Genomic DNA, 24,132 nt, shown 5'->3' with positions numbered 1-24,132 from the left:
GGCGGTGGACTTACTGTACGGAGAGGACACGACGGGACGATACGACCCGCAGGCAGAGCACCCGACGCTGGCCCTGGGTCGCGCCGATCCAGTAAGACAAGGCATAGTTGCCGACGGCGTATTCGTACCGTGATAATCCCCGGCCCGGCGCCCCGCCGGTTGAGGGAAGTCAGTCCGGAAGGCGGTGGACGTGTCAACACACCGACGTGCCTGGAAGCAGCGGGCCGGTGTGGTCGTAGCGCTGGTTGCTGGCGCTCTGCTCGCCGTCCCCGCGACACCGGCCCTGGCCGCCGATCCCGGTGTACAGATCACCGGCCTATCGTCGGGCACCCTGACCTCCGGGCAGCGGGCGACCCTCTCGTTCAGAGTGACGAACAACAACGTCAAGCTGCCACCGTTGAACTCCGACTCCGTAACCATCAAGGTCAGCACCAGCTTCGGCGAACTCAGCTGCGACGGTCGCTGCGACTTCACGGAAGAGATCAACCGCGGCGAGTCCGGCACCTACACCGTTAACCTGGTTGCGGGCAACGTAGCTCCGGGCGACACCAAATCCGGCAAGGTTCAGATCAGTGCAAGCGTTGGCGGCGACTCTGACAGCGCTGAACGCGACATCACTGTTCGCGGACCGCAGCAGCAGCAGACGCAGACTGTTCGGTCGGTCTCCGGCAAGGTGGTCGTGCAGGCCGACGGCAAGGCCGTGCCGAACGCGGTCGTCATGCTGCAGGACAGCACCGGCCGGCGCTACGACACCACCAGCGACGGCAGCGGCAACTTCCGCTTCACCGGCACCACCGAGAAGCCGATCGCGCCGGGCCGGATCGACCTGGGCGCGAGCTTCGACAACGTGTTGGCGACCAAGACGCTCAACGCGAGCGCCAACCAGTCGATCACCGGGCAGCGGATCAGCCTCGCGATCAAGGTGGAGGTGACGCCGAGCCCCACTCCGTCGGCCTCCGCCGAGGCGACCCCCACCGAGGAGGCGACCGAGGAGGGCGCCGAGGATCAGGCCTCCGAGGAGGCCAGCCCGGGCGCGGCGGCGAACGCCGCCAACGAGGACGACGGTGGCGGCTTCGGCTCGTACCTGATCATCCTGCTCGGCGGCCTGCTGGTGGCTGCGGGCGTCGGCACGATCGTGCTGCTCTGGATGAAGCGCAAGGAGAACGGCGACGACGAGGACGCCCCGGCGGGTGCCGGCGCGGTCCCGGCGGCGCGCGGCGGCTTCCGTGGCGCCGACGACCAGACCCGGGTGGTCGGCCGGCCCGGAGGCGGACCGGATCCGACGATGGTCGGTGGCGCGGCGCTGAGCGAGGCGCCGACGATGATGCACCGCCCCGTGGTCGACGACGTTCCGCCGGACCCGTACGGCGCGCCCGCGCAGCCGTACGGCGCGGCTGGCCAGCAGGGCTGGGGCGGCGCCGGCTACGGCGAGGAGCCAGCGCCCGCTGGGTACGGCGGCTACGGCAACGCTCCCGCCTCGGGCGGCGGCTACGGCACGGCGGCGAACCCCGAGGGTGGCTACGGTGCCGGCGCGGCCGGAGACGCCTACGGCGCCGCACCCGGTTCCGGCGCGGGCTACGGTGGCGCACCGGCCTCCGGTGGCGGCTATGGCGGTGCACCGGCCTCCGGTGGCGGCTACGGCGGCGCACCGGCCTCCGGCGGCGGCTACGGCAGCCGCGACTACACGGCCCCCGCTGGCGCCGCTGGCGGCGCGGCCTATGGCGAGCGCTTCGACGAGCCCACCGGCCGGTACACCGGCGACAGCACCCAGTACCCGGCCCCGGCCGACCCGTACGCCACCGGCGTCTACCAGCCGGAGCAGGGCCAGGGCTACGGCCAGCCTGACCCGACGACCCCGTACAGCGGTCGGACGGCCGAACCGACCGGCGGATACGGCCAGCAGGCCGGCGGGTACGACCAGGGCGGCTACGGGCAGCAGGCCGGTGGCTACGACCAGGGCGGTGGCTACGACCAGGGCGGCGGCTACGGCCAGGAGCCCCCGCAGCAACGCGGCGGCTACGACGACCGGGGCGGCTACGACCAGAGCGGCGGCTACGGCCAGCAGGCCGGCGGGTACGACCAGGGCGGCAGCTACGGCCAGGAGCCCCCGCAGCAACGCGGCGGCTACGACGACCGGGGCGGCTACGACCAGAGCGGCGGCTACGGCCAGCAGACCGGCCGGACCCGGCCGGACACCCCGCCGCCGACCGAGCGGGGCGGCCGACGCCTCGACTGGCTGGATGACTGACCGACCACAACGCAAGGAAACGGCTACCCGGATCTCCGGGTAGCCGTTTCGCTATTGCTGGATCCACTCGTGGTCAGTGAAATCGACGCGGGGTCAGGCGGCGGAGAACACGCCGTGGCGGAGCACCGGGACGACGTCCGACACGCCGACCCGGACGGCGATCTCCACGTCCTCGGCGAAACCACTCTCAGTCAGCTCGCGCCCGGAGACGCTGCCGCGCACCGCGGCGGGCACGTCTGGGGTGCTGGCCAGCGCGGCGAGCGCCATGGCCGCCTCCACCGACAACCCGCCGGGGACGCCGGAAAGAGCGTCCAGCACGCTGGCCGCGCCGAGCTGGTCCTCCACCGACGGGCGCAGCGACCCGTCCGGCCAGCGTTCCCCGGAGGCGATCACACCGATCGGGGCGTCCGCCGCGCCGTACCCCTGGTGGCGCAGCCAACGCCCGACGGCGCGGGCGTTGCGCAGGCACGCCGCGACCACCGGTAGCCCGGTGGCGCTCGCGGCGGCGCTGATCGCCGAGCCGTTCGGGGAGGGCAGCACCAGGTCCGCCACAACCGGCGCGGTGCTCAGCGCGGCGGGCGAGAGCGACCACGGATGGTCCGCTGTCGTCCGCCGACGGCCCACCGCGGCCACCGCGCCGACCCGCAGCGCGTAATCGGCGGCCTGCTCACCCCAGGGGAACGGGTGCACCCGCATGCCGCGGCCGACCGCCACCTCCACCGAGGTGGTGAACGAGAGCACGTCCACCACCACCAACGCCGCGCAGACCCGACCGAGCTCGGCCGCCCCGGTCAGCCCCCAGTCGAACCGGGCACCGGAGCCGGGTTGGCCGTAGACGGCCGCGGCCAACGCCTCAGCGCTCGTCAGGCGACGGTTCGGCGACACCGGAGTCAGACTCGGACGACCCGCCGGGCCCGGCGGGCTCGGCGGTGGTCGGCTGCTCCGGCTCGGCGGACTCGACCGGCGCCTCGGCGATCGGCTCGGCGGCCCCGGTCTGCGGGGCCGGCCCGGCCGAAGCGATCGGCTCGCTGGCAACCGCCGCCGGGTCCACCGGTGCGACCTCCGCGTCCGATGCGACCGGCAGCGGCACGGCCTCGACCGCGCCCGCCACACCAGCCGCCGGAGCGGGCACCTCGACGGCCGCCGCGCCGCCGAAGAGGCGGGGCAGCGTCTCGGTGTGCGCGGCCCGCAGCTCGTCCAGGCCGATCCGGAACTGGCCGTGCACCTCCAGCGCGCCGCCGGCCGGGTCGGTGACGCCGATCAGCTCGAACGGCACCCCCCGCTCGGCGCAGAGCGCCGCGAACGCCTTGTCGTGACCGCGCGGCACCGACACCAGCGCCCGCGCGGCGGATTCGCTGAACAGGTAGACGAACGGCATCGAGCCGCCGGCGAAGTGCTCCGGCACGGCGATCCGGGCGCCGACGCCGCGACGCAGGCAGGACTCGACCAGGCTCTGGGCGAGGCCACCGTCGGAGAGGTCGTGCGCGGAGGTCAGGTGACCGACCCGGGCCGCCTCGGCCAACAGGTCGGCGAGCGCCTTCTCCCGGGCAAGGTCGACCTGCGGCGGGATGCCGCCGAGGTGCTCGTGCGTCACCCAGGCCCACTCCGAGCCGGAGAGCTCCACGTTCGTCTCGCCGAGCAGGTAGAGCTGGTCGTGGTCGCCACCGGCGCGCGGGACGAAGCCCATCGGCACCCGGTCGGCGACGTTGTCCAGCACACCCAGCACGCCGACCACCGGGGTCGGGTGGATGGCCGCCGCGCCGGTCTGGTTGTAGAAGCTGACGTTGCCGCCGGTGACCGGGATGCCCAGCTCCAGGCAGCCGTCCGCCAGGCCGCGCACGGCCTCGGCGAACTGCCACATCACGCCCGGGTCCTCCGGGGAGCCGAAGTTGAGGCAGTTGGTGACGGCGATCGGCTTCGCGCCGGTCACCGCCACGTTCCGGTACGCCTCAGCCAGCGCGAGCTTGGTGCCGTTGTACGGGTCGAGCCGGGTGTACCGGCCGTTGCCGTCCACGGACAGCGCCACGCCGAGCCCGGTCCGCTCGTCGATCCGGATCACGCCGCCGTCCTCCGGCTGGGCGAGCACGGTGTTGCCCAGCACGTAGCGGTCGTACTGCTCGGTGACCCAGGTCTTGTCGGCCAGGTTCGGCGACGCGATCATGCGCAGCACGGTCTCCCGCAGCGCCTCCGGGTCGGCCGGGCGGGGCAGCGTCTCGGCGCGGTCGGCCTGGAGCAGGATCAGGTCGGCCGGCTCGCGCATCGGCCGGGCGTAGACCGGGCCGTCGTCGACCAGCGAGCCCGGCGGTACGTCGACCACCAGGTGGTCCTGCCAGGTGATCAGCAGTCGGCCCGGACGGCCGTCCGGCTCCGGCGCGGTGACCTCGCCGATCGCGGTGGCCAGCACGCCCCACTTCTCGGCGGTCTTGAGCACCGCGTCGAGCTTGTCCGGCTCGACGACCAGCAGCATCCGCTCCTGGGACTCGCTGGCCAGGATCTCGTGCGGGTCCATCGACGGCTCGCGCAGCGGCACGCGCTCCAGCCAGACCCGCATGCCGGTGCCGGCCGCGGCGGCCGTCTCGGTGAGCGCGCAGGTCAGACCGGCGCCGCCGAGGTCCTGGATGCCGACCACCAGTTGGCCGTCGTACAGCTCCAGGCACGCCTCGATGAGCAGCTTCTCGGTGAACGGGTCACCGACCTGCACGGCTGGGCGGCGCTGCTCGCTGCCCTCGTCGAAGGTGGCGCTGGCCAGCACCGAAACGCCGCCGATGCCGTCCCGGCCGGTCTTGGCGCCCATCAGGACGACCACGTTGCCGGGGCCGGCGGCGGCCTTGTTCTGCAGCCGGTTGACCGGCAGCACGCCCAGGCAGAGCGCGTTGAGCAGCGGGTTGCCCTGGTAGGAGGGGTCGAAGACCAGCTCGCCGCCGATGTTGGGCAGGCCGAGGCAGTTGCCGTAGCCGCCGACGCCGGCGACCACGCCGGTCAACACCCGGGCGGTGTCGGGGTGGTCCGCGGCACCGAAGCGCAGCGGGTCCATCACCGCGATCGGGCGGGCGCCCATGGCGAGGATGTCCCGGACGATGCCGCCGACGCCGGTCGCCGCGCCCTGGTACGGCTCGACGAAGCTCGGGTGGTTGTGCGACTCGACCTTGAAGGTCACGGCCAGCTCGTCGGAGACCTGCACCACGCCGGCGTTCTCACCGATGCCGGCGAGCAGCCGGTCGCTGTGCGGGGTCTTCTCACCGAACTGACGCAGGTGCACCTTGCTCGACTTGTAGGAGCAGTGCTCGCTCCACATGATCGAGTACATCGCCAGCTCGGACTGGGTGGGCCGGCGGCCGAGGATCTGCCGGATCCGGTCGTACTCGTCGTCGCGAAGGCCCAGCTCGGTGTACGGCTGCAGCTCGCCCGGGGTGCCACCGGCGCGCGGCACGGTGTCCACGCCGTCGGTCCAGTCGGCGGTGACCGGCTGGACGGGGGCGGTCGCCGGGGCGGCGGGCTGCGCCGGGCGCGGCTCGGTCGGCTGCGCCGGGGCGGAGTACGCCTCCGGAGTGTCCCGTACCGGGTCCGGATGGGTGGTCATGACCTCTCCTCGCTGCGCTCGTGCCCGCCCGACCGGCGGTTGAGCTGACCGATGATCGTGTCGCCGGTCACGCCGGCGCCCCCACCAGGTGCTTGAGGACCGAGGTGAAGAAGCCGAGGCCGTCCAGCGAGGGGCCGGTGAGCGACTCCACCGCGTGCTCGGGGTGCGGCATGATGCCGACCACGTTGCCGGCAGGGTTGGTGATCGCTGCGATGTCGCGCTGCGACCCGTTCGGGTTGCCGCCGACGTAGCGGGCGACCACTCGGCCCTCGGCTTCGAGCTGGTCCAGCGTCGCCGTGTCGGCGACGTAGCAGCCCTCGCCGTTCTTGACCGGGATGAGCACCTCCTGGCCGGGCTGGAACGCGTTGGTCCACGCGGTGCCGGCCGACTCGACGCGCAGGATCTGGTCCCGGTTGCGGAAGTGCAGGTGCTGGTTGCGGGTGAGCGCGCCGGGCAGCAGGTGCGCCTCGCAGAGGATCTGGAAGCCGTTGCAGATGCCGAGCACCGGCAGGCCACCCTGGGCGGCGTCCACGATCGTCTCCATCACCGGAGCGAACCGGGCGATGGCGCCGCAGCGCAGGTAGTCACCGTAGGAGAAGCCGCCGGGCAGCACGACCGCGTCGACCCCGTACAGCCCCGGGTCACCGTGCCAGAGCCGAACCGGCTCGGCACCGGCGATCCGGACGGCTCGGGCCGCGTCCCCGTCGTCGAGCGAGCCGGGGAAGGTGACCACACCGACCCGGGCGGTCACGAGCGGGCGTCCGCGGTCTCGTCGGTCTCGACCAGGCGGACGGTGAAGTCCTCGATGACCGGGTTGGCGAGCAGCTTGTCGGCGATCTCCCGGGCCCGGTCCAGGTCCGGTTCACCGGTGAACTCGATCTCGATCCGCCTGCCGATCCGAACCGAGGCGACGTCGCTGACGCCGAGCCGGGGCAGCGCGTTTGCGACGGCCTGGCCCTGCGGATCGAGGATCTCGGGCTTGAGCATGACGTCGACGACGACGCGAGGCACTGGGCACTCCTGACTGTGTACGCAGTTGGGTGCCGACCCACAACGGGCGAGCGCAGCCAGCCTACCTGGCAGATTCCGCCGCAGACGCACCGGCCGGCCGCAGTTCAGGCAGTGATCAACATAACCGGCGGCCGGAACGGGCCAGTACGCGTGACACGCGGCCTCACCAGGCGATATACGGCACTGCGGGTAGCCAAATCGTTACATTGATCAATCTCGATCAGATCCTTGAAAACGGCCACCGCGCGCCCTAATCTACATCGACACGATTCGATGTCAGCGGCAGCGGGGATCCCCGCTGTCGTCCTCCCGCGCCCGGCGACCCCGGGCCCGCCCCGTCCAAGGAGTCCCCCGATGCGCATCCGCCCTCTGCTCGCCCTGCTCGGCACCGCGCTGATCGGCGTCCTCGGCGCCTCCTCCGGCGCCGTCGCCGCCCCCGCCGGCCCGCAACCCATCATCGGCGGCGGCACCGTCTCGTCCGCACCCTGGGCCGCCGCGGTGCTCAGCAACGGCTCGTTCACCTGCTCCGGCAGCGTGATCGCCTCCCAGTGGGTGCTCACCGCCCGACACTGCATCAGCGGCACCATGTCCGTCCGGATCGGCAGCGTGAACCGCACCTCCGGCGGGGTCACCCGCACGATCAGCGCCACCTACACCCGTAGCGACCTCGCCCTCATGCGGCTCTCCAGTGCCGTCAGCACCTCGACGGTGACGCTGGCCAACAGCAACCCGCCGATCAACTCGACGAACTCGATCTACGGCTGGGGCATGACCTGCTACAGCGGCTGCTCCGCGTCCACCCAACTGAAGACCGCCACCGTCCGGGTGACCAGCAACAGCGCCACCGACGCGTACGGCGGGCAGGCCATCCGCAGCACCAGGATCAACGGCAACGCCTGGCGCGGCGACTCCGGTGGCCCGCAGTTCTACAACGGCCAGCAGGTCGGCGTCGCCTCCACGGCCAACGGGACGACCATCCAGAACTACGGCAGCGTTGCGTACAACCGGGCCTGGATCACCTCGGTGGCTGGTGTCTGACGGTTAGCGCCCGGCGCGGTGCGGATGGTCGGCGTCGTTCCGGCCGTCCGCGCCGCGTCGTTTTGCAGCATCCGATCAGGTGAACAATGCACACGATCGGGTCGCGCTGCTCCTGACAGCATCGGAAACGTGCTGGTCGTCACGACGGAGCAACTGCCCGGCTACGAGATCCGCCAGATTCTCGGTGAGGTGGTGTCATCGATGGCCAGGACGCGCAACCCGTACCGCGAGGGGGTCAAGAACCTGCGCGGTGGCGCGTACGACCCGATGGCGCCGGACAACCTGACCCGGTGGCGCACCGACTCGGTGGCCCGGCTCGGCGAGGAGGCCCTGCGGCTGGGTGCGAACGCGGTGATCGGCATGCGGTTCGACAGCCGGGACTGCGGCGAGATGTGGATGGAGATCTGCGCCTACGGCACGGCGGTGATCGTCGTACCCGTCATGCCGGACATCATGCCCGCCGACCAGCCCGCGATCGCGGCGGAGACCGCGCAGCAGCCAACGGTCGTGGAGGCACCGGGCGGCATCGCCGAACCAGCCAGCGCCCCCAACCTCCGCAGCGCAGCAGAAACCCCCACCGGCGACTAACCACCCCAACCCACCCCACCCCGACCCGGTGATCATGAAGTTATTGCCCTCCGCCTCGGCGTGTCGGGGCAACAACTTCATGATCAACCAGTGGGGCGGTCGCGGGGTTAGTCTCCGTCTCCCTGTTGGGTGGCCCGTTCCGGGCTGAAAACTGTTCTCGCCTGTTGCGCTGTGCCGGTGGTTGGTGGTGCCGTGGTGGGGTCGCCCGCTGACGTCGTCGCCTCCTTGGTTCGGTTCAGGCCGTGGGTTAGTCGGATGCTGGTGGCCACGCTGATGGGCCCTTCACTGTTGCTTCGAGCACGAGGATTAGATTCGCTGTCCCTCTGTGGTCACCGCGGGCGACGCCGTTGGCGGGTTCGGCGCGGGCAGGGAGGGTCACGTGTTGGAGGAGACTCAGGAGCGCGAGGAGATCATCGAGCGGATCGCCGCGCTGGATATCGGTAAGTCCTCGCTCGTGTGTTGTGTGCGGCTGCCCCACCCGGACAGACCGGGTCGGCGGGTGCAGGAGGTCGAGACCTTCTCGACGATGACCCGGTCGCTGGGGCGGATGGCCGAGCGGCTGCGCAGCTTGGGTGTGACCCGGGTGGTGATGGAGGCGACCAGCGACTACTGGAAGCCGGCGTTCTATCTGCTGGAAGCAGCCGGGTTCGAGACGTGGCTGGTCAACGCCCGCGATGTCAAACACCTGCCGGGACGACCCAAGACCGATCGGTTGGACGCGGTGTGGCTGTGTAAGGTCGCCGAGCGGCAGATGCTGCGGCCGAGTTTCGTGCCGCCGCCGCAGATTCGGATGCTGCGCGACCTGACCCGCTATCGAGTCGATCTCGTCGCCGCGCAGACAGCGGAGAAGAACCGGGCCGAGAAGCTCCTCGAAGACGCGCAGATCAAGCTGTCCGTGGTCGCCTCCGACATCTTCGGCACTTCCGGGCGGGCCATGATGGCGGCGTTGATCGCCGGTGAACGCGACCCGCGCCAGCTCGCGCAACTGGCCCGGTCCAGCCTCCGCCGCAAGATCAGCATGTTGGAAGAGGCGTTCGTCGGTCGGTTCACCGACCATCACGCGTTCCTGCTGAGCAAGATGCTCACCCGCGTCGACGCGATCGAGGCCGACATCGCCGACGTCGACACGCAGATCGAGGTCTGCATCGCCCCTTTCGCGCAGGCGGCCAGCCGGCTTGAGCACATCCCCGGCGTGGGACCGGTGGCCGCGCGGGCGATCATCGCGGAAATCGGCGTGGACATGAGCCGTTTCCCAACCCCGGCCCACCTGACCTCATGGGCCCGGTTCTCACCCACCGTGAAAGAATCCGCAGGCCGCAAGAAAGGCAGCGGCTCCACCAGCCACGGCAACCCCTACCTGGCCCGCGTCCTCGGCCAGATCGCCGTCAGCGCCGCCCGCACCCCCACCTTCCTCGGCGAGCGCTATCGCCGCATCGCCCGCCGACGCGGCGCCAAACGCGCCATCGTCGCAGTCGGCCGATCCACCCTCATCATCATCTGGCACCTTCTCCACGACCCCGAGGCCACATTCCACGACCTCGGCGCCGACTTCTACGACACCCGCGTCAACCCCGAACGACGCGCCCGCAACCACATCCGACAACTCGAAGCCCTCGGCTACACCGTCACCGCCGAACGCACCCACCTACCCACCGCAGCCTGACCGCACCACCACACCGAGTCCGGCTCCGCCGGACGCTGCCGCGCGCCCACCCACCCTCAGTTTTCGGATTAGAGGATGGGGGGTGGGGAGTAGGTGGCGGCTTCGGGGTGGGCTGTCACGACGGCCGTGATGCGGCGGGTGACCGCTGCCACCTGGGCGGAGGCGGCGCCGACGAAGGCGGTGCGGTCGGCGACCAGGGTGTCGATGTCGGCGCGGGACAGACCGAGCCGGCCGTCTGCGGCCAGCCGGTCGAAGAGATCGTTCTCTGGGGCGCCCTTCTCGCGCATGGCCAGCGCCACGGCGACCGCGTGCTCCTTGATCACCTCGTGCGCGACCTCCCGGCCGACGCCGCGCCGGACCGCCGCCACCAGGATCTTCGTGGTGGCCAGGAAGGGCAGGAACCGCTCCAACTCCCGGTTGATCACCGCCGGGTACGCGCCGAACTCGTCGAGCACGGTGAGGAAGGTCTGGAACAGCCCGTCGGCGGCGAAGAACGCGTCCGGCAGGGCCACCCGGCGAACCACCGAGCAGGAGACGTCCCCCTCGTTCCACTGGTCACCGGCCAGCTCGCCGACCATCGACAGGTATCCCCGGATGATCACCGCGAAGCCGTTCACCCGCTCCGACGAGCGGGTGTTCATCTTGTGCGGCATGGCGCTGGAGCCGACCTGGCCCGGCTTGAAGCCCTCGGTGACCAACTCCTGGCCGACCATCAGCCGGATCGTGGTGGCCAGGCTGCTCGGTGCCGCCGCGACCTGGGAGAGCGCGGCGAGCACGGCCATGTCGATCGAGCGGGGGTAAACCTGCCCGACGCTGTCCAGCACCCGGGTGAAACCCAGGTGCTCGGCCACCCGGCGCTCCAGCTCGGCCACCTTGTCGGCGTCGCCGTCGAAGAGGTCGAGCTGGTCGGCGGCGGTGCCGACCGGCCCCTTGATCCCGCGCAGCGGATACCAGTTGATCAGGTCTTCCAGCCGCTCGTACGCGATCAGCAGCTCCTCCGCCGCCGACGCGAAGCGCTTGCCGAGCGTGGTGGCCTGCGCGGCCACGTTGTGCGAACGGCCGGTCATCACCAACTCGGAGTGCTCGTGGGCGAGCCAGGCCAGGCGGGCCAGGGTGGCGACCACCCGGTCCCGAATCAACTCCAGCGACGCGCGCACCTGGAGCTGCTCGACGTTCTCGGTGAGATCCCGGGAGGTCATCCCCTTGTGCACGTGCTCGTGCCCGGCGAGCGCGCTGAACTCCTCGATCCGGGCCTTCACGTCGTGCCGGGTGACCCGCTCCCGCTCCGCGATCGAGGCTAGGTCGACCTGGTCGAGCACCCGCTCGTACGCCTCGACCACGCCGTCTGGCACGGGCACGCCGAGGTCGCGCTGTGCGCGGAGCACGGCGAGCCAGAGCCGCCGCTCCATCCGGACCTTCTCCTCGGGTGACCAGAGGGCAACCAACTCGGGCGAGGCGTACCGGTTGGCGAGCACGTTCGGGATCGTCACGTACCTCAGTCTTTCATGCCCGCGGACGCGGTCCCGTTGTGGACGTCCGGCTGCTCACCAGCGGCGACAGCCGGGGGGGTCGCCGGCCGGCGGCGCGCACGCCACCAGCCGGCGACCTCCCGCCGACGTCCTACCGCCCGGCCAGGGCGACCGCCGGATCGAACGCGGCGGCCTGCTGCTGTGCGGCGGTCACGCGGTCAGTCGCGCCGCTCCTCCGTCGACCCCGCCCGGACGACGAGCCGGTCCAGGTAGCCCACCTGCAACGCCACGAACGCGACGAGGAACAGCGCCAGCATCGGCAGCGGCAGCACCTGGGCCACCATCCCCTGCGCCGCGTCCTCGGCGCCGAAGGACTGGGCGATCCGCATGACGAGCAGGTTGGTCGCCGGCGCATTTTCGGGGTCCTGGACCACCAGTTGCGGCCAGAGCCAGCTCTGCGCGCCGACCAGCCAGTCGAGCAGCCCGACGCCCGCCAGCAGGGGGAGGGCGGGCAGCAGCATGGTCGCGCCGAACCGGCCGCCGCCCGCCCAGCGTTCCCGCTGGCCCCGGAAGAAGAGGGTGAACGCCACCAGCGCGGGGATGCAGAGCCAGCCCGGCGGGATCGACCCGACGAAGGTGTTGAGCTGGTCGGCCTCACGGGCCCGCAGGAAGTTGGCGATGGCCAGCGGGCCGTCGCCGACGAAGAGCCAGGGCGCGAACGGCAGCAGGAGCAGCTCGCTGGCGCGGCCAAGCGGGCGCAGGCCACCGATGGCGAAGCCGGCCAGGGCGGCGAGGCCCACCCCGACCACCGTGGAGATCAGTGGCGGAAGCCAGGTGTTGGCCTGAATTTCGCTGGCGGAGAGGCTGGCGGGCAACTCTCCGGCGTCCGAGGTGAGCGCCCGCAGCCATGGCGTCAGCACATAGCCGAGCACCCCGAGGAACGCGAGCAGTCCCACCGCCAGCAGCCCGAGCGCAACCGGCTTGTGGGTGCCGACCGCGCGGACGGCCGGGTCGTCGGCCGGGCGGTCGCGCCACCCGGTGAAGGCGATCCTCGTCCGGGTGGCCAGGAGCAGGACGACGGCGAGGATGCCGAGCACCGCCAGCAGCGCCAGCAGCAGCACGCTGCCGGCGGCGCCGACGCCGAACTGGAAGTGGACCAGGCTCTCGCGGACGATCCGCACCACCGGGCCGATCTGGTCGCCCTGCCCCAAGAGAACGGGCGACTGGAGGGACCAGGACTGCACGGCCACCGCGACGACGGTCAGCCCGAGGACGCCGCCGACGGCCAGGGCAGCCGGGCCGGAACGGCCGCCGCCGGGGCTGCGGCGCAGCGCGGCGAGGAAGACGGTGGCACCGACCGCGACCACCAGCCCGGCCGTCAGCAGCGCCACGGTGCGTACGGCGGTCAGCGTGGGCGCCTGCGCCCAGGCGTCCCCCTCGGCCTCGAACCGGTCCATCGTCCACACCGCCCCCACAGCGAGCGGGGCGTAGGCGGCCAGCGGCAAGGTCAGCAGCGCCCGGGCCAGCAGCCGGGGCACCCGGCCGGCCCGCGCCGCGGCGAGCGCGAGCAGCGGGGCGGCGAGCAGTGCGAGCAGCAGCGGCACGAGGGCGAGGAGCAGCGCGTAGCCCAGGTCGCCGAGGAACCCGCGCTCGAACACCTGCGCGTAGTTGTCGCCGCCGGCGGCCTCGGCCGGGCCGCCCAGCGCGTCGCCGCGGCTGAAGCTCTCCGACAGCGTGCGGACCGACGGCAGCACGTACGACCAGAGCAGAGCGGCAGCCGCCGGCACGAGCAGCAGCAGGCCGGCGACGACCTGGGCGCTCCGGCCGATCCCGACGCCCCCGGACGACCCGGGACCGGCCGGGCTCGTCGGCGGCGGCGCGAGAGGAGCCTTGGGGTCGGACATGGGCATGGGGGTGGCAGACACCGGAGCCATCCTTCGGTCGACTGTAGACAGAGGAACGACTCAGGCTAGGACAACAGCCTTCGCCAGCATCCGGGGCACCGGAACGCGGTCACCGGAAATGGTCCCGCGTCCGCCCTGCGCAGTACGACGGCTGCGAACGCCCCAGCCGTCAGCGTTCCAGGATCGCCGTCACGCCCTGGCCACCGGCCGCGCAGATCGAGATCAGCCCCCGCCCGCTGCCCTTCTCGGCCAGCAGCTTCGCCAGGGTCGCCACGATCCGGCCGCCGGTGGCGGCGAACGGGTGACCGGCCGCCAACGACGAGCCGTTGACGTTCAGCTTCTCCCGGTCGATCGCACCGAGCGGCGCGTCCAGGCCCAACCGCTCCTTGCAGAACTCCGGCGACTCCCAGGCCGCCAGGGTGGCCAGCACCTGCGAGGCGAACGCCTCGTGGATCTCGTAGTAGTCGAAATCCTGCAACGTCAGCCCGGCCCGGGACAGCATCCTCGGCACCGCGTACGTGGGGGCCATCAACAGCCCCTCGTCGCCGTGCACGAAGTCCACCGCCGCCGTCTCCGACCAGCTGAACCAGGCCAGCACCGGCAGGCTGTGCGCACTCGCCCACTCCTCGCTGGCCAGCAGCACGGTCGACGCGCCGTCGGTCAGCGGCGAGGAGTTGCCGGCGGTCATGGTGGCCTGCTCGGCGTCCGGTTCCCGGGTGCCGAAGACCGGCTTGAGCGAGCCGAGCTTCTCCAGGCTGGTGTCGGGGCGCAGGTTCTGGTCGCGGGTCAGCCCCAGGTACGGCGTCATCAGGTCGTCGAAGAAGCCCCGGTCGTACGCGGCAGCCAGCCGCTGGTGCGAGCGCAGCGCCAGCTCGTCCTGGGACCGCCGGTCGATCTGCCAGCGCAGCGCGGTGCGGGCGGCGTGGTCCCCCATCGACAGGCCGGTACGAGGCTCGGCGTTGCGCGGGATCTCCGGCTTGAACGGCTGGAGCGGGCGCAGCTTCGCGGTGATCTTGAGCCGCTCGCCCAGCGTCCGGGCGGAGTTGAGTTTGAGCAGCGTGCGCCGCATCTCCTCGTTGACCGCGAGCGGTGCGTCGGAGGTGCTGTCGACGCCGCCGGCGATGCCCACGTCGAGTTGCCCGAGGGCGATCTTGTTGGCGACGAGGATCGCCGCCTCCAGGCCCGTGCCGCAGGCCTGCTGGATGTCGTACGCAGGGGTGTGCGGGTCGAGCCGGGAGCCGAGCACCACCTCGCGGGCGAGGTTGAAGTCACGGGAGTGCTTGAGGACCGCCCCGGCCACCACCTCGCCGACCCGCTGGCCGGCCAGCCCGTACCGGGCGATCAGACCGTCCAGCGCCGCGCCGAGCAGGTCCGAGTTGGACGCGTCCGCATAGCGGGAGTTGGAACGGGCGAAGGGGACGCGGTTGCCGCCGATGACCGCGACCCGTCGGATGCTCTGCACGATCCGCCTCCTTGAGATGTGTTGCTCGAACCCTACTCGCCAGTAGGCTACGCGCATGACCGACAGGTACGCGAGCTTCGTCCAATCGGCCGCCGGCCGCGCGCTGGTCAAGCGCCTCGGGCTGCCCGACCCGCCGCGACTGCGCCGACACCACCCCGGCGACCCGCTGCTGCCCGGGCCGGCCCTGCTCGGCGCGGCCACCGGCGGCCGGCTCGCCGAGCCGACCACCAAGATCCTGACCGCCGCCGGGGTCGAGCTGGCCGACCCGGCCGCCGCCCCCGCCAGTGACTCCTCGCAGCGGTACGGCGCACTGCTCTTCGACGCCACCGGGATCACCGACTCGACCGGCCTGCGCCAGCTCTACGACTTCTTCCACCCGCAGGCGCGGGCCGTGCTGCCCAGCGGTCGGGTGATCGTGCTGGGGACCCCGCCGGAGGAGTGCCCGACGCCGCGCGAGGCGACCGCCCAGCGTGCCCTGGAGGGGCTGGTCCGCAGCATCGGCAAGGAGTTCGGCCGCGGCAGCACCGCACAACTCGTCTACGTGACCCGTACCGGCACCGCCGCCCAGGCCCGCCCGGACCACTCAAGCCTTCCGGACGGCCCGGACCTCTCAGCCGGCACGCTCACGAGCCTCGAATCGACCCTCCGATTTCTTCTTTCCGGGCGGTCCGCGTACGTCTCGGGGCAGGTCATTCGGGTCGGTGCCGGCGACGCGAGCGCACCGGCCGACTGGGACCGCCCGCTGGACGGGCAGATCGTGCTGGTCACCGGCGCCGCCCGGGGCATCGGTGCCGCGCTGGCCCGGGTGCTGGCCCGCGACGGCGCCCAGGTGGTGGCGCTGGACATCCCGGCCGCCGGGGACGCGCTGGCAGCGGTGGCGAACGACATCGGCGGGACCGCCGTCCAGCTCGACCTGACCGCACCGGACGCGCCGACCCGGCTCGCCGACCACCTGGCCAGCCGGCACGGCCGGGTCGACGTGGTGGTGCACAACGCCGGTATCACCCGGGACAAGACGCTCGGCCGGATGGACGCCGACCGGTGGGACCAGGTCATCGACGTCAACCTCTCCAGTCAGGAGCGGATCAACGACGTGCTGCTGGAGCGGGAGCTGATTCCGGCCGGCGGGCGGATCGTCGCGGTCTCCTCGATCGCCGGGGTCGCCGGCAACCGGGGGCAGACCAACTACGCCACCAGCAAGGCCGGCGTGATCGGGCTGGTCGGCTCGCTCGCCCCGGCCCTGCGCGACCAGGGGATCAGCGTCAACGCGGTGGCCCCCGGCTTCATCGAGACCCGACTGACCGCACGTATCCCGCTGGTGGTCCGCGAGGCGGGCCGGCGGATGAACAGCCTGGCCCAGGGCGGGCTGCCGGTGGACGTGGCCGAGACGATCGGCTGGCTGGCCTGGCCCGCCAGCGGCGCGGTCAGCGGCAACGTGGTCCGGGTCTGCGGCCAGAGCCTGCTGGGGGCGTGATGGGCGGCGCGCGGCGGGAGCCGGCGGACGGGCCGGACGACGTGTCCCTGCACGAGCTGATCGACGGCCCGACGGAGAGGCTGTCGGCGGAGACCCGGGCCGCGGCACGCTTGCCGGACGCGGGCGGCCGTACCCCGGTCGAGCTGCCCCGGATGCCGGCGGCCGGGGCGCTCTACCGGCGGGCGTTGCTCGGTGCGCTGCCGGGCCTCGGCGGAGGGCGGCGCGGGCCCGGCCTGCCGGCGGTCGAGTTGGCCGCGCGCGGGGTGACCGTCGACCGGGCGCACCTGGCCGACTACGACCGGGTCTGCGGGTTCCGGCTCACCGACCGGCTGCCCGCTACGTTTCCGCACGTCATGGGCTTCCCGCTGACCCTGCGACTGATGACCGCGCCAGAGTTCCCCATCCCGCTGACCGGCGTGGTGCACGTCGGTAACCGGATCACCGTGCGCCGCCCGATCACCGCCGACGAGACCCTCGACTTCACGACGTACGCGGAGAACCTGCGCCCGCACGACCGGGGGCGGCAGGTGGACGTGGTGCTGGTCGGCTCGGTCGACGGGGAGGAGGTCTGGCGCGGCGTCTCGACGTACCTCGGTCGGGAGCGCAAGCCCGGCGGCGGTGAGCGGCGCGACGGGAGCGGGCGCCCCGAGGCGCCGGCCGCCACAGCCCACTGGCGGGTGGAACCCCGCGTCGGCACGCAGTATGCGCGGGTGTCCGGGGACCACAATCCGATCCACACGTCCCGACTCGGGGCGCGGCTGTTCGGCTTCCGGCGGCCGATCGCGCACGGCATGTGGAGCAAGGCGCGCTGCCTGGCCGCGCTGGAGAGCCGGCTGCCGGACGCCTACACCGTCGAGGTCGCCTTCAAGCTGCCCGTACCGCTGCCGAGCACGGTGAGCTTCGCCCTCCTGCCGGACGGTGGGTTCGCCCTGCACGACTCGCGCGGCCGGCCGCACCTGGCGGGTCTCTTGCACTGAGACACCCCTGCCGACCCGGATTCGGGATTGGCAGGGTTGCTCTCATGCGCTAAGTTCTTCTCAGATCGAGATGTTCTCAGATTGAGAGAGACATGGTTGACGAGCAGGACTTCCTGGCCGCGTACGACCCCGGGGCCTACCCGTCGGTCGCCGTGACCGTTGACGTGGTGGCGCTGACCATTCGCGACGACGCACTGCACCTGCTGCTGATCCGGCGCGGCCAGCCACCCTTCGAGGGGCACTGGGCGCTGCCCGGCGGCTTCGTCCGCCCCGACGAGGACCTGACCGCTGGCGCCCGACGGGAGCTGGCCGAGGAGACCGGGCTCGGCGGCGAAGGGTTGCGCCGCGTACACCTGGAGCAGTTGGGCAGCTACGGCACCCCCGACCGCGACCCGCGGATGCGCGTCGTCTCGGTCGCGCACCTCGCGTTCGCCCCCGACCTGCCGGACCCGGCCGCCGGCACCGACGCCGACGACGCGATCTGGCTGCCGTTGACCGCGCTGACCAGTCGGCAGCTCGCCTTCGACCACGGCCGGATCATCGACGACGCGCTGGAGCGAGCCCGGTCCAAGCTGGAATACACCCCGCTCGCCACGCGCTTCCTCGCCGCCGAGTTCACGATCAGCGAGCTGCGCGCCGTCTACGAGACGGTCTGGGGTCACCCGCTGCACGCCGGCAACTTCCACCGCAAGGTGCTCTCCGTGCCGGGCTTCGTGGAGAGCACAGGCGCCAGCACCGAGCGCGGCGGCGCCCGGGGCGGCCCCCGCGCCCGGCTCTACCGCGCTGGCGACGCCCGGCTGCTGCACCCGGCGCTGCTACGCCCCGCCCGCGAGGAGACGGTGCGATGAGGACCGCGGCGGCCATCCGCCTGGTCACGGCGGCCCGCACCGACGCCGACCTGTTCGGCGCGGACCAGCCGGCCCGGCGTTACCGGGAACTGGTCGCGGCCCTGCATCCCGACCGTCTGCCGACCGACCCGGCGGTACGCGCCGAGGCCACCGAGGCGTTCATCCACGTCACCACGCGGTGGCAGGCCCGGCAGGTCACCGTCCTCGGTGACTATCGCCTCGGCCCGCCGGTCCACTCGGGCGACCTGGCCGATCTCTACGACGTCGGCGACGACCGGCTGCTCAAGCTCCCCCGACGGCCCACCGACAACGACCTGATGGCCCGCGAGGCGCACGCCCTGCGCACCATCGCGGAGCGCGGCGACCCGCGCTACCTGCCGTACGTGCCCCGGCTGGTCGACGACTTCCGGCACCGGGACGTGGCGACCGGCGCCGAGCGGCGGATCAACGTGCTCGCCACCGCGCCCGGCCTGCACGACCTCGACGAGGTGCGGCGCGCGTACCCCGACGGGTTGGACGCCCGGGACGTGGCCTGGATGTGGCGGCGGCTGCTGGTGGTGCTCGGCCTGGCCCACCGGGCGGGCGTGGTGCACGGTGCGGTCCTGCCGCGACACGTGCTGATCGAGCCGGACGCCCACGGCGTGGTGCTGATCGACTGGTGCTTCTCCGCCCCCGTCGGGAGCACGATCCCGGCGCTGGTGCCCGGCCAGGAGGACTGGTACCCGCCCGAGGTCCTCAAGAAGCTGCCCTGCGGGCCGGGCACCGACATTGCGATGGCCAGCCGCTGCATGACCTCGCTGATGAACCGCCAGGCGCCGCGCGAGCTGCTCAACTTCGCCCATGGCTGCCGGCAACGGTCCCTGGACGCCCGGCCCGACGACGCCTGGCGCCTGCTGCGCGAACTCGACCAGGTGCTGGACCGGCTCTACGGGCCACGCACCTTCCGACCCTTCACCCTCACCCCGTAAGGAGCTGTCATGGGCAGTGGAATCTGGTCCACCGACGTGTACGACGCCGCCGACCGCTACCGGCGCTCCACCGGCCGCAGCGCGTTCTCCTACAGCGACAGTGGGGCGCGCACCGTGCACCCCACGCTCGACCCCCGGGACGCGACGCGCGAGAGCCGCGACTCCGACGAGCACCCCCGGTCGACGCCCATCGCGGTGCTGTTCGACGTGACCGGCTCGATGCGCAAGGTGCCGCGCGTCCTGCAGACCAAGCTGCCGCAGCTGCTCGGGCTGCTGCAACGGCAGGGCTACGCCAGCGACCCGCAGATCATGTTCGGTGCGATCGGCGACGCCACCTGCGACCGGGTGCCGTTGCAGGTCGGCCAGTTCGAGTCGGACAACCGGATGGACGACGACCTCGGCCGGATCGTCCTGGAGGGCGGTGGCGGCGGGCAGATGAGCGAGTCGTACGAGCTGGCCATGTACTTCATGGCCCGGCACACCGTCACCGACAGCTGGGAGAAGCGCGGCCGGCGCGGCTACCTGTTCATCATCGGCGACGAGCTGGCGTACCCGCAGGCGAAGGCCCGGGAAGTGGCCGGCCTGATCGGCGACGACCTGACCGAGGACGTACCGCTGCGGCAGGTCGTCGACGAGGTGACCCGCCGCTGGGACACCTACTACCTGCTCCCCGCCGGCAGCCACTACGCCGGCAACGCCAAGGTGCTCGACTTCTGGCGGGACCTGCTCGGGCAGAACGCCGTCGTGCTCGACGACCTCGACGCGGTCTGCGAGACCATCGCGCTCACCATCGGCCTCGGTGAGCAGGCCATCGACCTGGACGAGGGCCTGCGCCACCTGGACCGCACCGGCTCTGGCACCACCGGCACCGTGTCGAAGGCGCTGGCCCGCCTCGGCCGGGGGCGGCGGGCCGAGGTGTCGACGCTGCCGGCCTTCCGCGACACCGGCGGTGAGGTGACCAGGCTGTGAGGCACGTGGCGGTGGTCGACCTCGGCTACGGCGACGCCGGCAAGGGCACAGTGGTGGACTGGCTCTGCGCCACCCGCCCCGTGCACACGGTGGTCCGCTTCAACGGGGGCGCGCAGGCGGCGCACAACGTCGTGCTGCGCGATGGGCGGCACCACACGTTCGCGCAATTCGGCGCCGGCACGTTCCATCCCGGGGTCCGTACGCACCTGTCGCGGCACGTGGTGGTGGACCCGCTGGCGCTGGCCGCCGAGGCCGACCATCTCGCCACGGTCGGGGTGCCCGACGCGCTCGACCGGCTGACCGTCGACGGAGAGGCGCTGCTCGCCACCCCGTACCACCGGGCCGCCAACCGGGCCCGGGAGATCGCCCGGGGAGCCGACCGGCACGGCTCCTGCGGGCTGGGGGTGGGCGAGGCCGTCGCGTACGGTCTCGCCCACCCCGACGACGCACCCCGGGTCGTCGACTGCCACAGCCCGGCGCTGCTGCGCCGCAGGCTGACCGCCCTGCGGGACCGACTGACCGCCGAACTCGGCCCGCTGGACGCGCCACCGGTCGAGGACTGCCTGCCCGCGTTCACCGGGTTCGCCGGGCGGGTCGCGATCGTCGAGCGGAGCTGGCTCGCCGGGGCGCTGCGCGCCGGGACCTGCGTCTTCGAGGGCGCGCAGGGCGTGCTGCTCGACGAGTGGCACGGCTTCCACCCGTACACCACCTGGAGCACCACCACGTTCGCCAACGCCGACAGCCTGCTCGCCGAGGCGGGTCTGCCCGACGGCGCGACCCGGATCGGGGTGCTGCGGCTGGTCACCACCCGGCACGGGGCCGGTCCGCTGGTGACCGAGGACCCGGACCTGCCACTGGCCGACCCACACAACCCGACGAACCCTTGGCAGGGCCGGTTCCGGTTCGGCCACTTCGACGCGGTCGCCCACCGGTACGCCCTCGCCGCGGCCGGCGGGGTCGACGGCCTGGCGCTGACCCACCTCGACCTCACCGGCCCCGGGCTGCGGATCTGCCGCCGCTACGACACCACCGACCGGCTCACCCCGGGCCCGCCCGGCGACCTGGACCGGCAGGCCGCGCTCACCGCCCGCCTGCTGCGCTCCCGCCCGCTGTACGACGACCCGCCGCCCGACTGGGCGGAGGCGGTGTGCGCGGAGCTGAACACGCCGGTGGTGCTGACCTCGCACGGCCCCACCGCCAGCGACAAGACCCCGCACGGCCCGCTGCTCGCCCCGCCGGCCCTGGTCCGCTCGGCCTGACGCCTGACGCCTGCGGCCGGAGTCGGGTGATCCGGCGACTCGGCCACCGGGCAGGTCGCGCCCGGCGAGCATGGGGGGCATGGAAGCCCTGCTCGACCTGCTCCGACAGCTGGTCACCTCACCGTGGGTGTACCTGCTGATCTTCGGACTCACCGCGGTCGACGCGTTCTTCCCCGCGGTACCGGGCGAGGCGGCGGTGATCACCGCGGCGGTGTTCGCCGCCGATGGAGCTCATCCCAACCTGGTCGCGGTGATCGCCACCGCCGCGCTCGGCGCGCTGATCGGCGACCACATCTCGTACGCCATCGGGCGCGGCGGCGGCGCGAACCGGCTCGCCCGATTTCCCCACGGCAGCCGCCGGCGGGCCAGCTCCGAGTGGGCCCGACGCGCGGTGGACCGGCGCGGCGGGCTGATCCTGACCACCTCCCGGTACCTGCCGGGCGGCCGGACGGCGGTCACCCTCACCATGGGCGCGGTGCGCTACCCACGCCGGTCCTTCCTGCTCTACGACGGCATCGCGACGACCACCTGGGCGCTCTACTGCGGGTTGCTCGGCTACTTCGGTGGGCTGGCCTTCGAGCGCCACCCCATCAAGGGCATCCTCGCCGGGATCGGCCTCTCGGTGATCGTCACGCTGGGCATCGAGGGCGTCCGTTGGCTGCGTCGCCGGGCGCACCGCCGCGCCGCCGCCCGCTACTGACCGGCCAGGCTGGACTGGACTGGGCTGCCACCCTCACAGCAGGTCAGCGTCGTGCACCAGGATCGCCAACTGCACCCGGTTGCCCGCCTGGAGCTTCGCCAGGGCCCGACTGACGTGCGCCTTCACGGTGGCCTCGCTCATCGTCAGCCGCCTGGCGATCTCCGCGTTGCCGTGCCCGCGCGCCACCTCCCGGACGATCTCCAGCTCACGCGCGGTGAGCGGGGCGAGTCGCTGGCGCGCCGCGTCCCGACGGGCCGGACCACGCTCGGCGAACGAGCTGATCAGGCGCCGGGTCACCGTCGGGGCGAGCATCGCGTTCCCGGCGGCCACCGTGCGGACGGCGGCGGCGAGCTCGCGGGGCGGGGTGTCCTTGAGCAGGAAACCCACCGCTCCGGCCCGCAGCGCGCGGTGCACGTACTCGTCGAGGTCGAAGGTGGTCAGCATGATCACCTTCGGTCCGGCGGCGACCACCTCGGGCGCGACGGTCAGCCCGTCGATGCCCGGCATCCGCACGTCGAGCAGCACGACGTCGGGGCGTAACCGGTGGGCCTGCTCCAGCGCGCCAGCGCCGTCCGCGGCCTCGCCCACCACCGTGATGTCCTCCGCCGCCTCCAGGATGAGTCGCAGCCCGGCGCGGACGAGTTGCTCGTCGTCAACCACCACCACCCGGATCACGCCGCATCCACCACCGGGATCAGTGCCCGGACCAGGAACCCGGCGTCGACGGGCGCCGCCTCCAGCCGACCGCCGAGCAGTTCCACCCGCTCGCGCAGCCCGAGCAACCCCTGCCCGGCACCGGGCAGGGGTTGCCCGCCCTCGGACGGGCCGTTGCTTACCACCACCTCCAGCCCGTCGGGCAGGTAGCGAAGGCAGACCGTCGTCTCGGCCTCGGCGGCGTGCTTGCGCACGTTGGTCAGCGCCTCCCGAACCACCCGGTACGCGGTGCGTCCCACGGTCGCCGGCAGCGCCGACGGCACGCCCTCGTCCCGTCGCCGGACCCGGAGCCCGGCGGAGCGGGACTCCCCGATCAGCTCATCGATGGCGTCTAGCCCGCGCTCCGGCACCGTGGCCGGACCGGCCTGCCGCAGCACGCCCAGCACCTCGCGCAGGTCGGTGAGCGCCTGCCGGCCGGTCTCGCGGATCAGCGCGGCGGCCTCGACGGTCGCCGGGTCGGCGGCGGTCACCTCCAGTGCGCCGGCGTGCACCACCATCAGCGACACCTGGTGCGCCACCACGTCGTGCATCTCCCGGGCGATCCGGGTCCGTTCCTCGGCGCGAACCCGGTCGGCACGGGCCTCCTGCTCGCGTTCCAGGCGTTCGGCCCGGTCCCGTAGCGCGGCGAGCGTGTCCCGGCGCGCCCGCACCCAGAGGCCGACGACCAGGGGAAATCCGACCAGACAGGCGGCGAGCAGCAGCACGTTGCCGAAGGTGGCGGTGGTGAGCCGGCGCACGCCGCCCACCGCCAGCCCGACCAGCACCCCACCGGCCAGCACCAGGGCGGCCCCGACGAGGAACCCGGTGAGCCGCCGGCCGCGCAGCCGCAGGCCCGCCTGGTACGAGGCGACCACCCCGGGTGCCGCGGCAGCGAGCACCAACCAGCCGATCGCGGCGGCCAGGAACAGCGGCCAGCGGCGGGCCCGGACCAGGCCAGCGGCCCAACCGGAGGCCACGGCGACGAGCAGCACGACGACGGGCGGCAGCGGCGAGCGGACCCCGATCGCGCCGGTCGCACTGGCCCAGACAGCGGCGGCGACCACGACGGCGAGCAGCAGCGAGGCGTACCGGTCGACGACCCGCCGGAGCACGACGGCGCTGGAGGCCATGCAGCGAGCGTAGGGCTCCACCGGCGGGTCGGGCCGCCCGCGCCCGACAGACCCGGGTGCGGTGGGGGAAGACCCCTACCCGCCGTCCGGGCCGGACGCTACCTAAGTGATGTCGCCCGGCTGACCACTGGCCGATGGCGGGAGCCGTCGC

At 72.7% G+C, this 24,132-nt stretch carries 20 protein-coding genes; 11 read left to right on the top strand and 9 right to left on the bottom strand.

The window, feature by feature from the left end; all coding sequences use genetic code 11:
* The first annotated feature begins 190 nt into the window (after positions 1-190).
* Positions 191-2,248 carry a carboxypeptidase-like regulatory domain-containing protein gene (locus OG470_RS08275; protein ID WP_328422357.1) on the top strand — a complete coding sequence of 686 codons (2,058 nt, stop codon included), beginning with the start codon at positions 191-193 and terminating at the stop codon, positions 2,246-2,248.
* Between the two features lie 93 nt (positions 2,249-2,341).
* Here OG470_RS08275 and OG470_RS08270 read toward each other — a convergent pair whose 3' ends face one another.
* The 4 genes from OG470_RS08270 to purS all read right to left on the bottom strand — a co-directional run bounded on the left by OG470_RS08270 (position 2,342) and on the right by purS (position 6,839).
* Complete coding sequence (locus OG470_RS08270) at positions 2,342-3,097, bottom strand: 2-phosphosulfolactate phosphatase (protein WP_328426220.1); 756 nt, start codon at positions 3,095-3,097, stop codon at positions 2,342-2,344.
* 4 nt (positions 3,098-3,101) lie between these two features.
* The gene (gene purL / locus OG470_RS08265; protein WP_328422355.1) at positions 3,102-5,828 is read right to left on the bottom strand and encodes a phosphoribosylformylglycinamidine synthase subunit PurL; all 2,727 of its coding nucleotides are present in this window, start codon (positions 5,826-5,828) and stop codon (positions 3,102-3,104) included.
* 67 nt (positions 5,829-5,895) lie between these two features.
* Complete coding sequence (purQ, locus tag OG470_RS08260) at positions 5,896-6,579, bottom strand: phosphoribosylformylglycinamidine synthase subunit PurQ (protein WP_328422353.1); 684 nt, start codon at positions 6,577-6,579, stop codon at positions 5,896-5,898.
* The gene (gene purS, locus OG470_RS08255) at positions 6,576-6,839 is read right to left on the bottom strand and encodes a phosphoribosylformylglycinamidine synthase subunit PurS (RefSeq protein WP_328422351.1); all 264 of its coding nucleotides are present in this window, start codon (positions 6,837-6,839) and stop codon (positions 6,576-6,578) included. The genes purQ and purS overlap by 4 nt, the downstream gene beginning before the upstream one ends.
* 354 nt (positions 6,840-7,193) lie before the next feature.
* On the opposite strand from purS, the gene OG470_RS08250 reads away from it, so the two are divergent.
* From OG470_RS08250 to OG470_RS08240, 3 genes are all read left to right on the top strand, one after another.
* On the top strand, positions 7,194-7,877 hold the full coding sequence (locus OG470_RS08250; RefSeq protein ID WP_328422349.1) for a S1 family peptidase: 684 nt from the start codon (positions 7,194-7,196) through the stop codon (positions 7,875-7,877).
* A 24-nt stretch (positions 7,878-7,901) separates the two neighbouring features.
* Positions 7,902-8,465 carry a YbjQ family protein gene (locus OG470_RS08245; RefSeq protein ID WP_328426218.1) on the top strand — a complete coding sequence of 188 codons (564 nt, stop codon included), beginning with the start codon at positions 7,902-7,904 and terminating at the stop codon, positions 8,463-8,465.
* Between the two features lie 379 nt (positions 8,466-8,844).
* Positions 8,845-10,128 (top strand): IS110 family transposase, encoded by a 1,284-nt coding sequence (locus tag OG470_RS08240; protein WP_328416230.1) that lies wholly within the window; start codon positions 8,845-8,847, stop codon positions 10,126-10,128.
* 68 nt (positions 10,129-10,196) lie between these two features.
* Here OG470_RS08240 and purB read toward each other — a convergent pair whose 3' ends face one another.
* The 3 genes from purB to OG470_RS08225 form a co-directional block, all read right to left on the bottom strand.
* A complete protein-coding gene (gene purB, locus OG470_RS08235) occupies positions 10,197-11,618 on the bottom strand; it encodes an adenylosuccinate lyase (protein WP_328422347.1) in 1,422 nt (473 codons plus the stop codon).
* 197 nt (positions 11,619-11,815) lie between these two features.
* Positions 11,816-13,522 carry a sugar ABC transporter permease gene (locus OG470_RS08230; RefSeq protein ID WP_328422345.1) on the bottom strand — a complete coding sequence of 569 codons (1,707 nt, stop codon included), beginning with the start codon at positions 13,520-13,522 and terminating at the stop codon, positions 11,816-11,818.
* Positions 13,523-13,670: 148 nt separating this feature from the next.
* A complete protein-coding gene (locus tag OG470_RS08225; RefSeq protein WP_328422343.1) occupies positions 13,671-14,963 on the bottom strand; it encodes an acetyl-CoA C-acetyltransferase in 1,293 nt (430 codons plus the stop codon).
* Positions 14,964-15,018: 55 nt separating this feature from the next.
* Between OG470_RS08225 and OG470_RS08220 the strand changes: the two genes are divergently transcribed.
* The 7 genes from OG470_RS08220 to OG470_RS08190 all read left to right on the top strand — a co-directional run bounded on the left by OG470_RS08220 (position 15,019) and on the right by OG470_RS08190 (position 22,158).
* The gene (locus OG470_RS08220) at positions 15,019-16,437 is read left to right on the top strand and encodes a 3-oxoacyl-ACP reductase (RefSeq protein ID WP_328422341.1); all 1,419 of its coding nucleotides are present in this window, start codon (positions 15,019-15,021) and stop codon (positions 16,435-16,437) included.
* Positions 16,438-16,589: 152 nt separating this feature from the next.
* Positions 16,590-17,414 (top strand): MaoC/PaaZ C-terminal domain-containing protein, encoded by an 825-nt coding sequence (locus tag OG470_RS08215; RefSeq protein WP_328426216.1) that lies wholly within the window; start codon positions 16,590-16,592, stop codon positions 17,412-17,414.
* Between the two features lie 92 nt (positions 17,415-17,506).
* The gene (locus OG470_RS08210; RefSeq protein WP_328422339.1) at positions 17,507-18,262 is read left to right on the top strand and encodes an NUDIX hydrolase; all 756 of its coding nucleotides are present in this window, start codon (positions 17,507-17,509) and stop codon (positions 18,260-18,262) included.
* Positions 18,259-19,230, top strand: coding sequence for a serine/threonine protein kinase (locus tag OG470_RS08205; protein WP_328422337.1), 972 nt, complete (start codon positions 18,259-18,261; stop codon positions 19,228-19,230). The genes OG470_RS08210 and OG470_RS08205 overlap by 4 nt, the downstream gene beginning before the upstream one ends.
* 9 nt (positions 19,231-19,239) lie before the next feature.
* Positions 19,240-20,199: a hypothetical protein gene (locus OG470_RS08200; RefSeq protein ID WP_328422335.1), complete on the top strand. Its 960-nt coding sequence runs from the start codon at positions 19,240-19,242 to the stop codon at positions 20,197-20,199.
* A complete protein-coding gene (locus tag OG470_RS08195; RefSeq protein ID WP_328422333.1) occupies positions 20,196-21,458 on the top strand; it encodes an adenylosuccinate synthetase in 1,263 nt (420 codons plus the stop codon). Before OG470_RS08200 ends, OG470_RS08195 begins: the two co-directional genes overlap by 4 nt.
* Positions 21,459-21,537: 79 nt before the next feature.
* Positions 21,538-22,158, top strand: coding sequence for a DedA family protein (locus OG470_RS08190; RefSeq protein WP_328422331.1), 621 nt, complete (start codon positions 21,538-21,540; stop codon positions 22,156-22,158).
* 33 nt (positions 22,159-22,191) lie between these two features.
* On the opposite strand, the gene OG470_RS08185 is transcribed toward OG470_RS08190, so the two are convergent.
* Both OG470_RS08185 and OG470_RS08180 read right to left on the bottom strand, forming a co-directional pair.
* Positions 22,192-22,833 carry a response regulator transcription factor gene (locus tag OG470_RS08185; protein WP_328422329.1) on the bottom strand — a complete coding sequence of 214 codons (642 nt, stop codon included), beginning with the start codon at positions 22,831-22,833 and terminating at the stop codon, positions 22,192-22,194.
* A complete protein-coding gene (locus tag OG470_RS08180; RefSeq protein ID WP_328422328.1) occupies positions 22,830-23,981 on the bottom strand; it encodes a sensor histidine kinase in 1,152 nt (383 codons plus the stop codon). The genes OG470_RS08185 and OG470_RS08180 overlap by 4 nt, the downstream gene beginning before the upstream one ends.
* Between the last annotated feature and the right edge of the window lie 151 nt (positions 23,982-24,132).

It is taken from the genome of Micromonospora sp. NBC_00389, from assembly GCF_036059255.1.
Classification (GTDB): Bacteria; Actinomycetota; Actinomycetes; order Mycobacteriales; family Micromonosporaceae; genus Micromonospora.
This window is presented reverse-complemented; position numbering and strand designations above follow the sequence as displayed.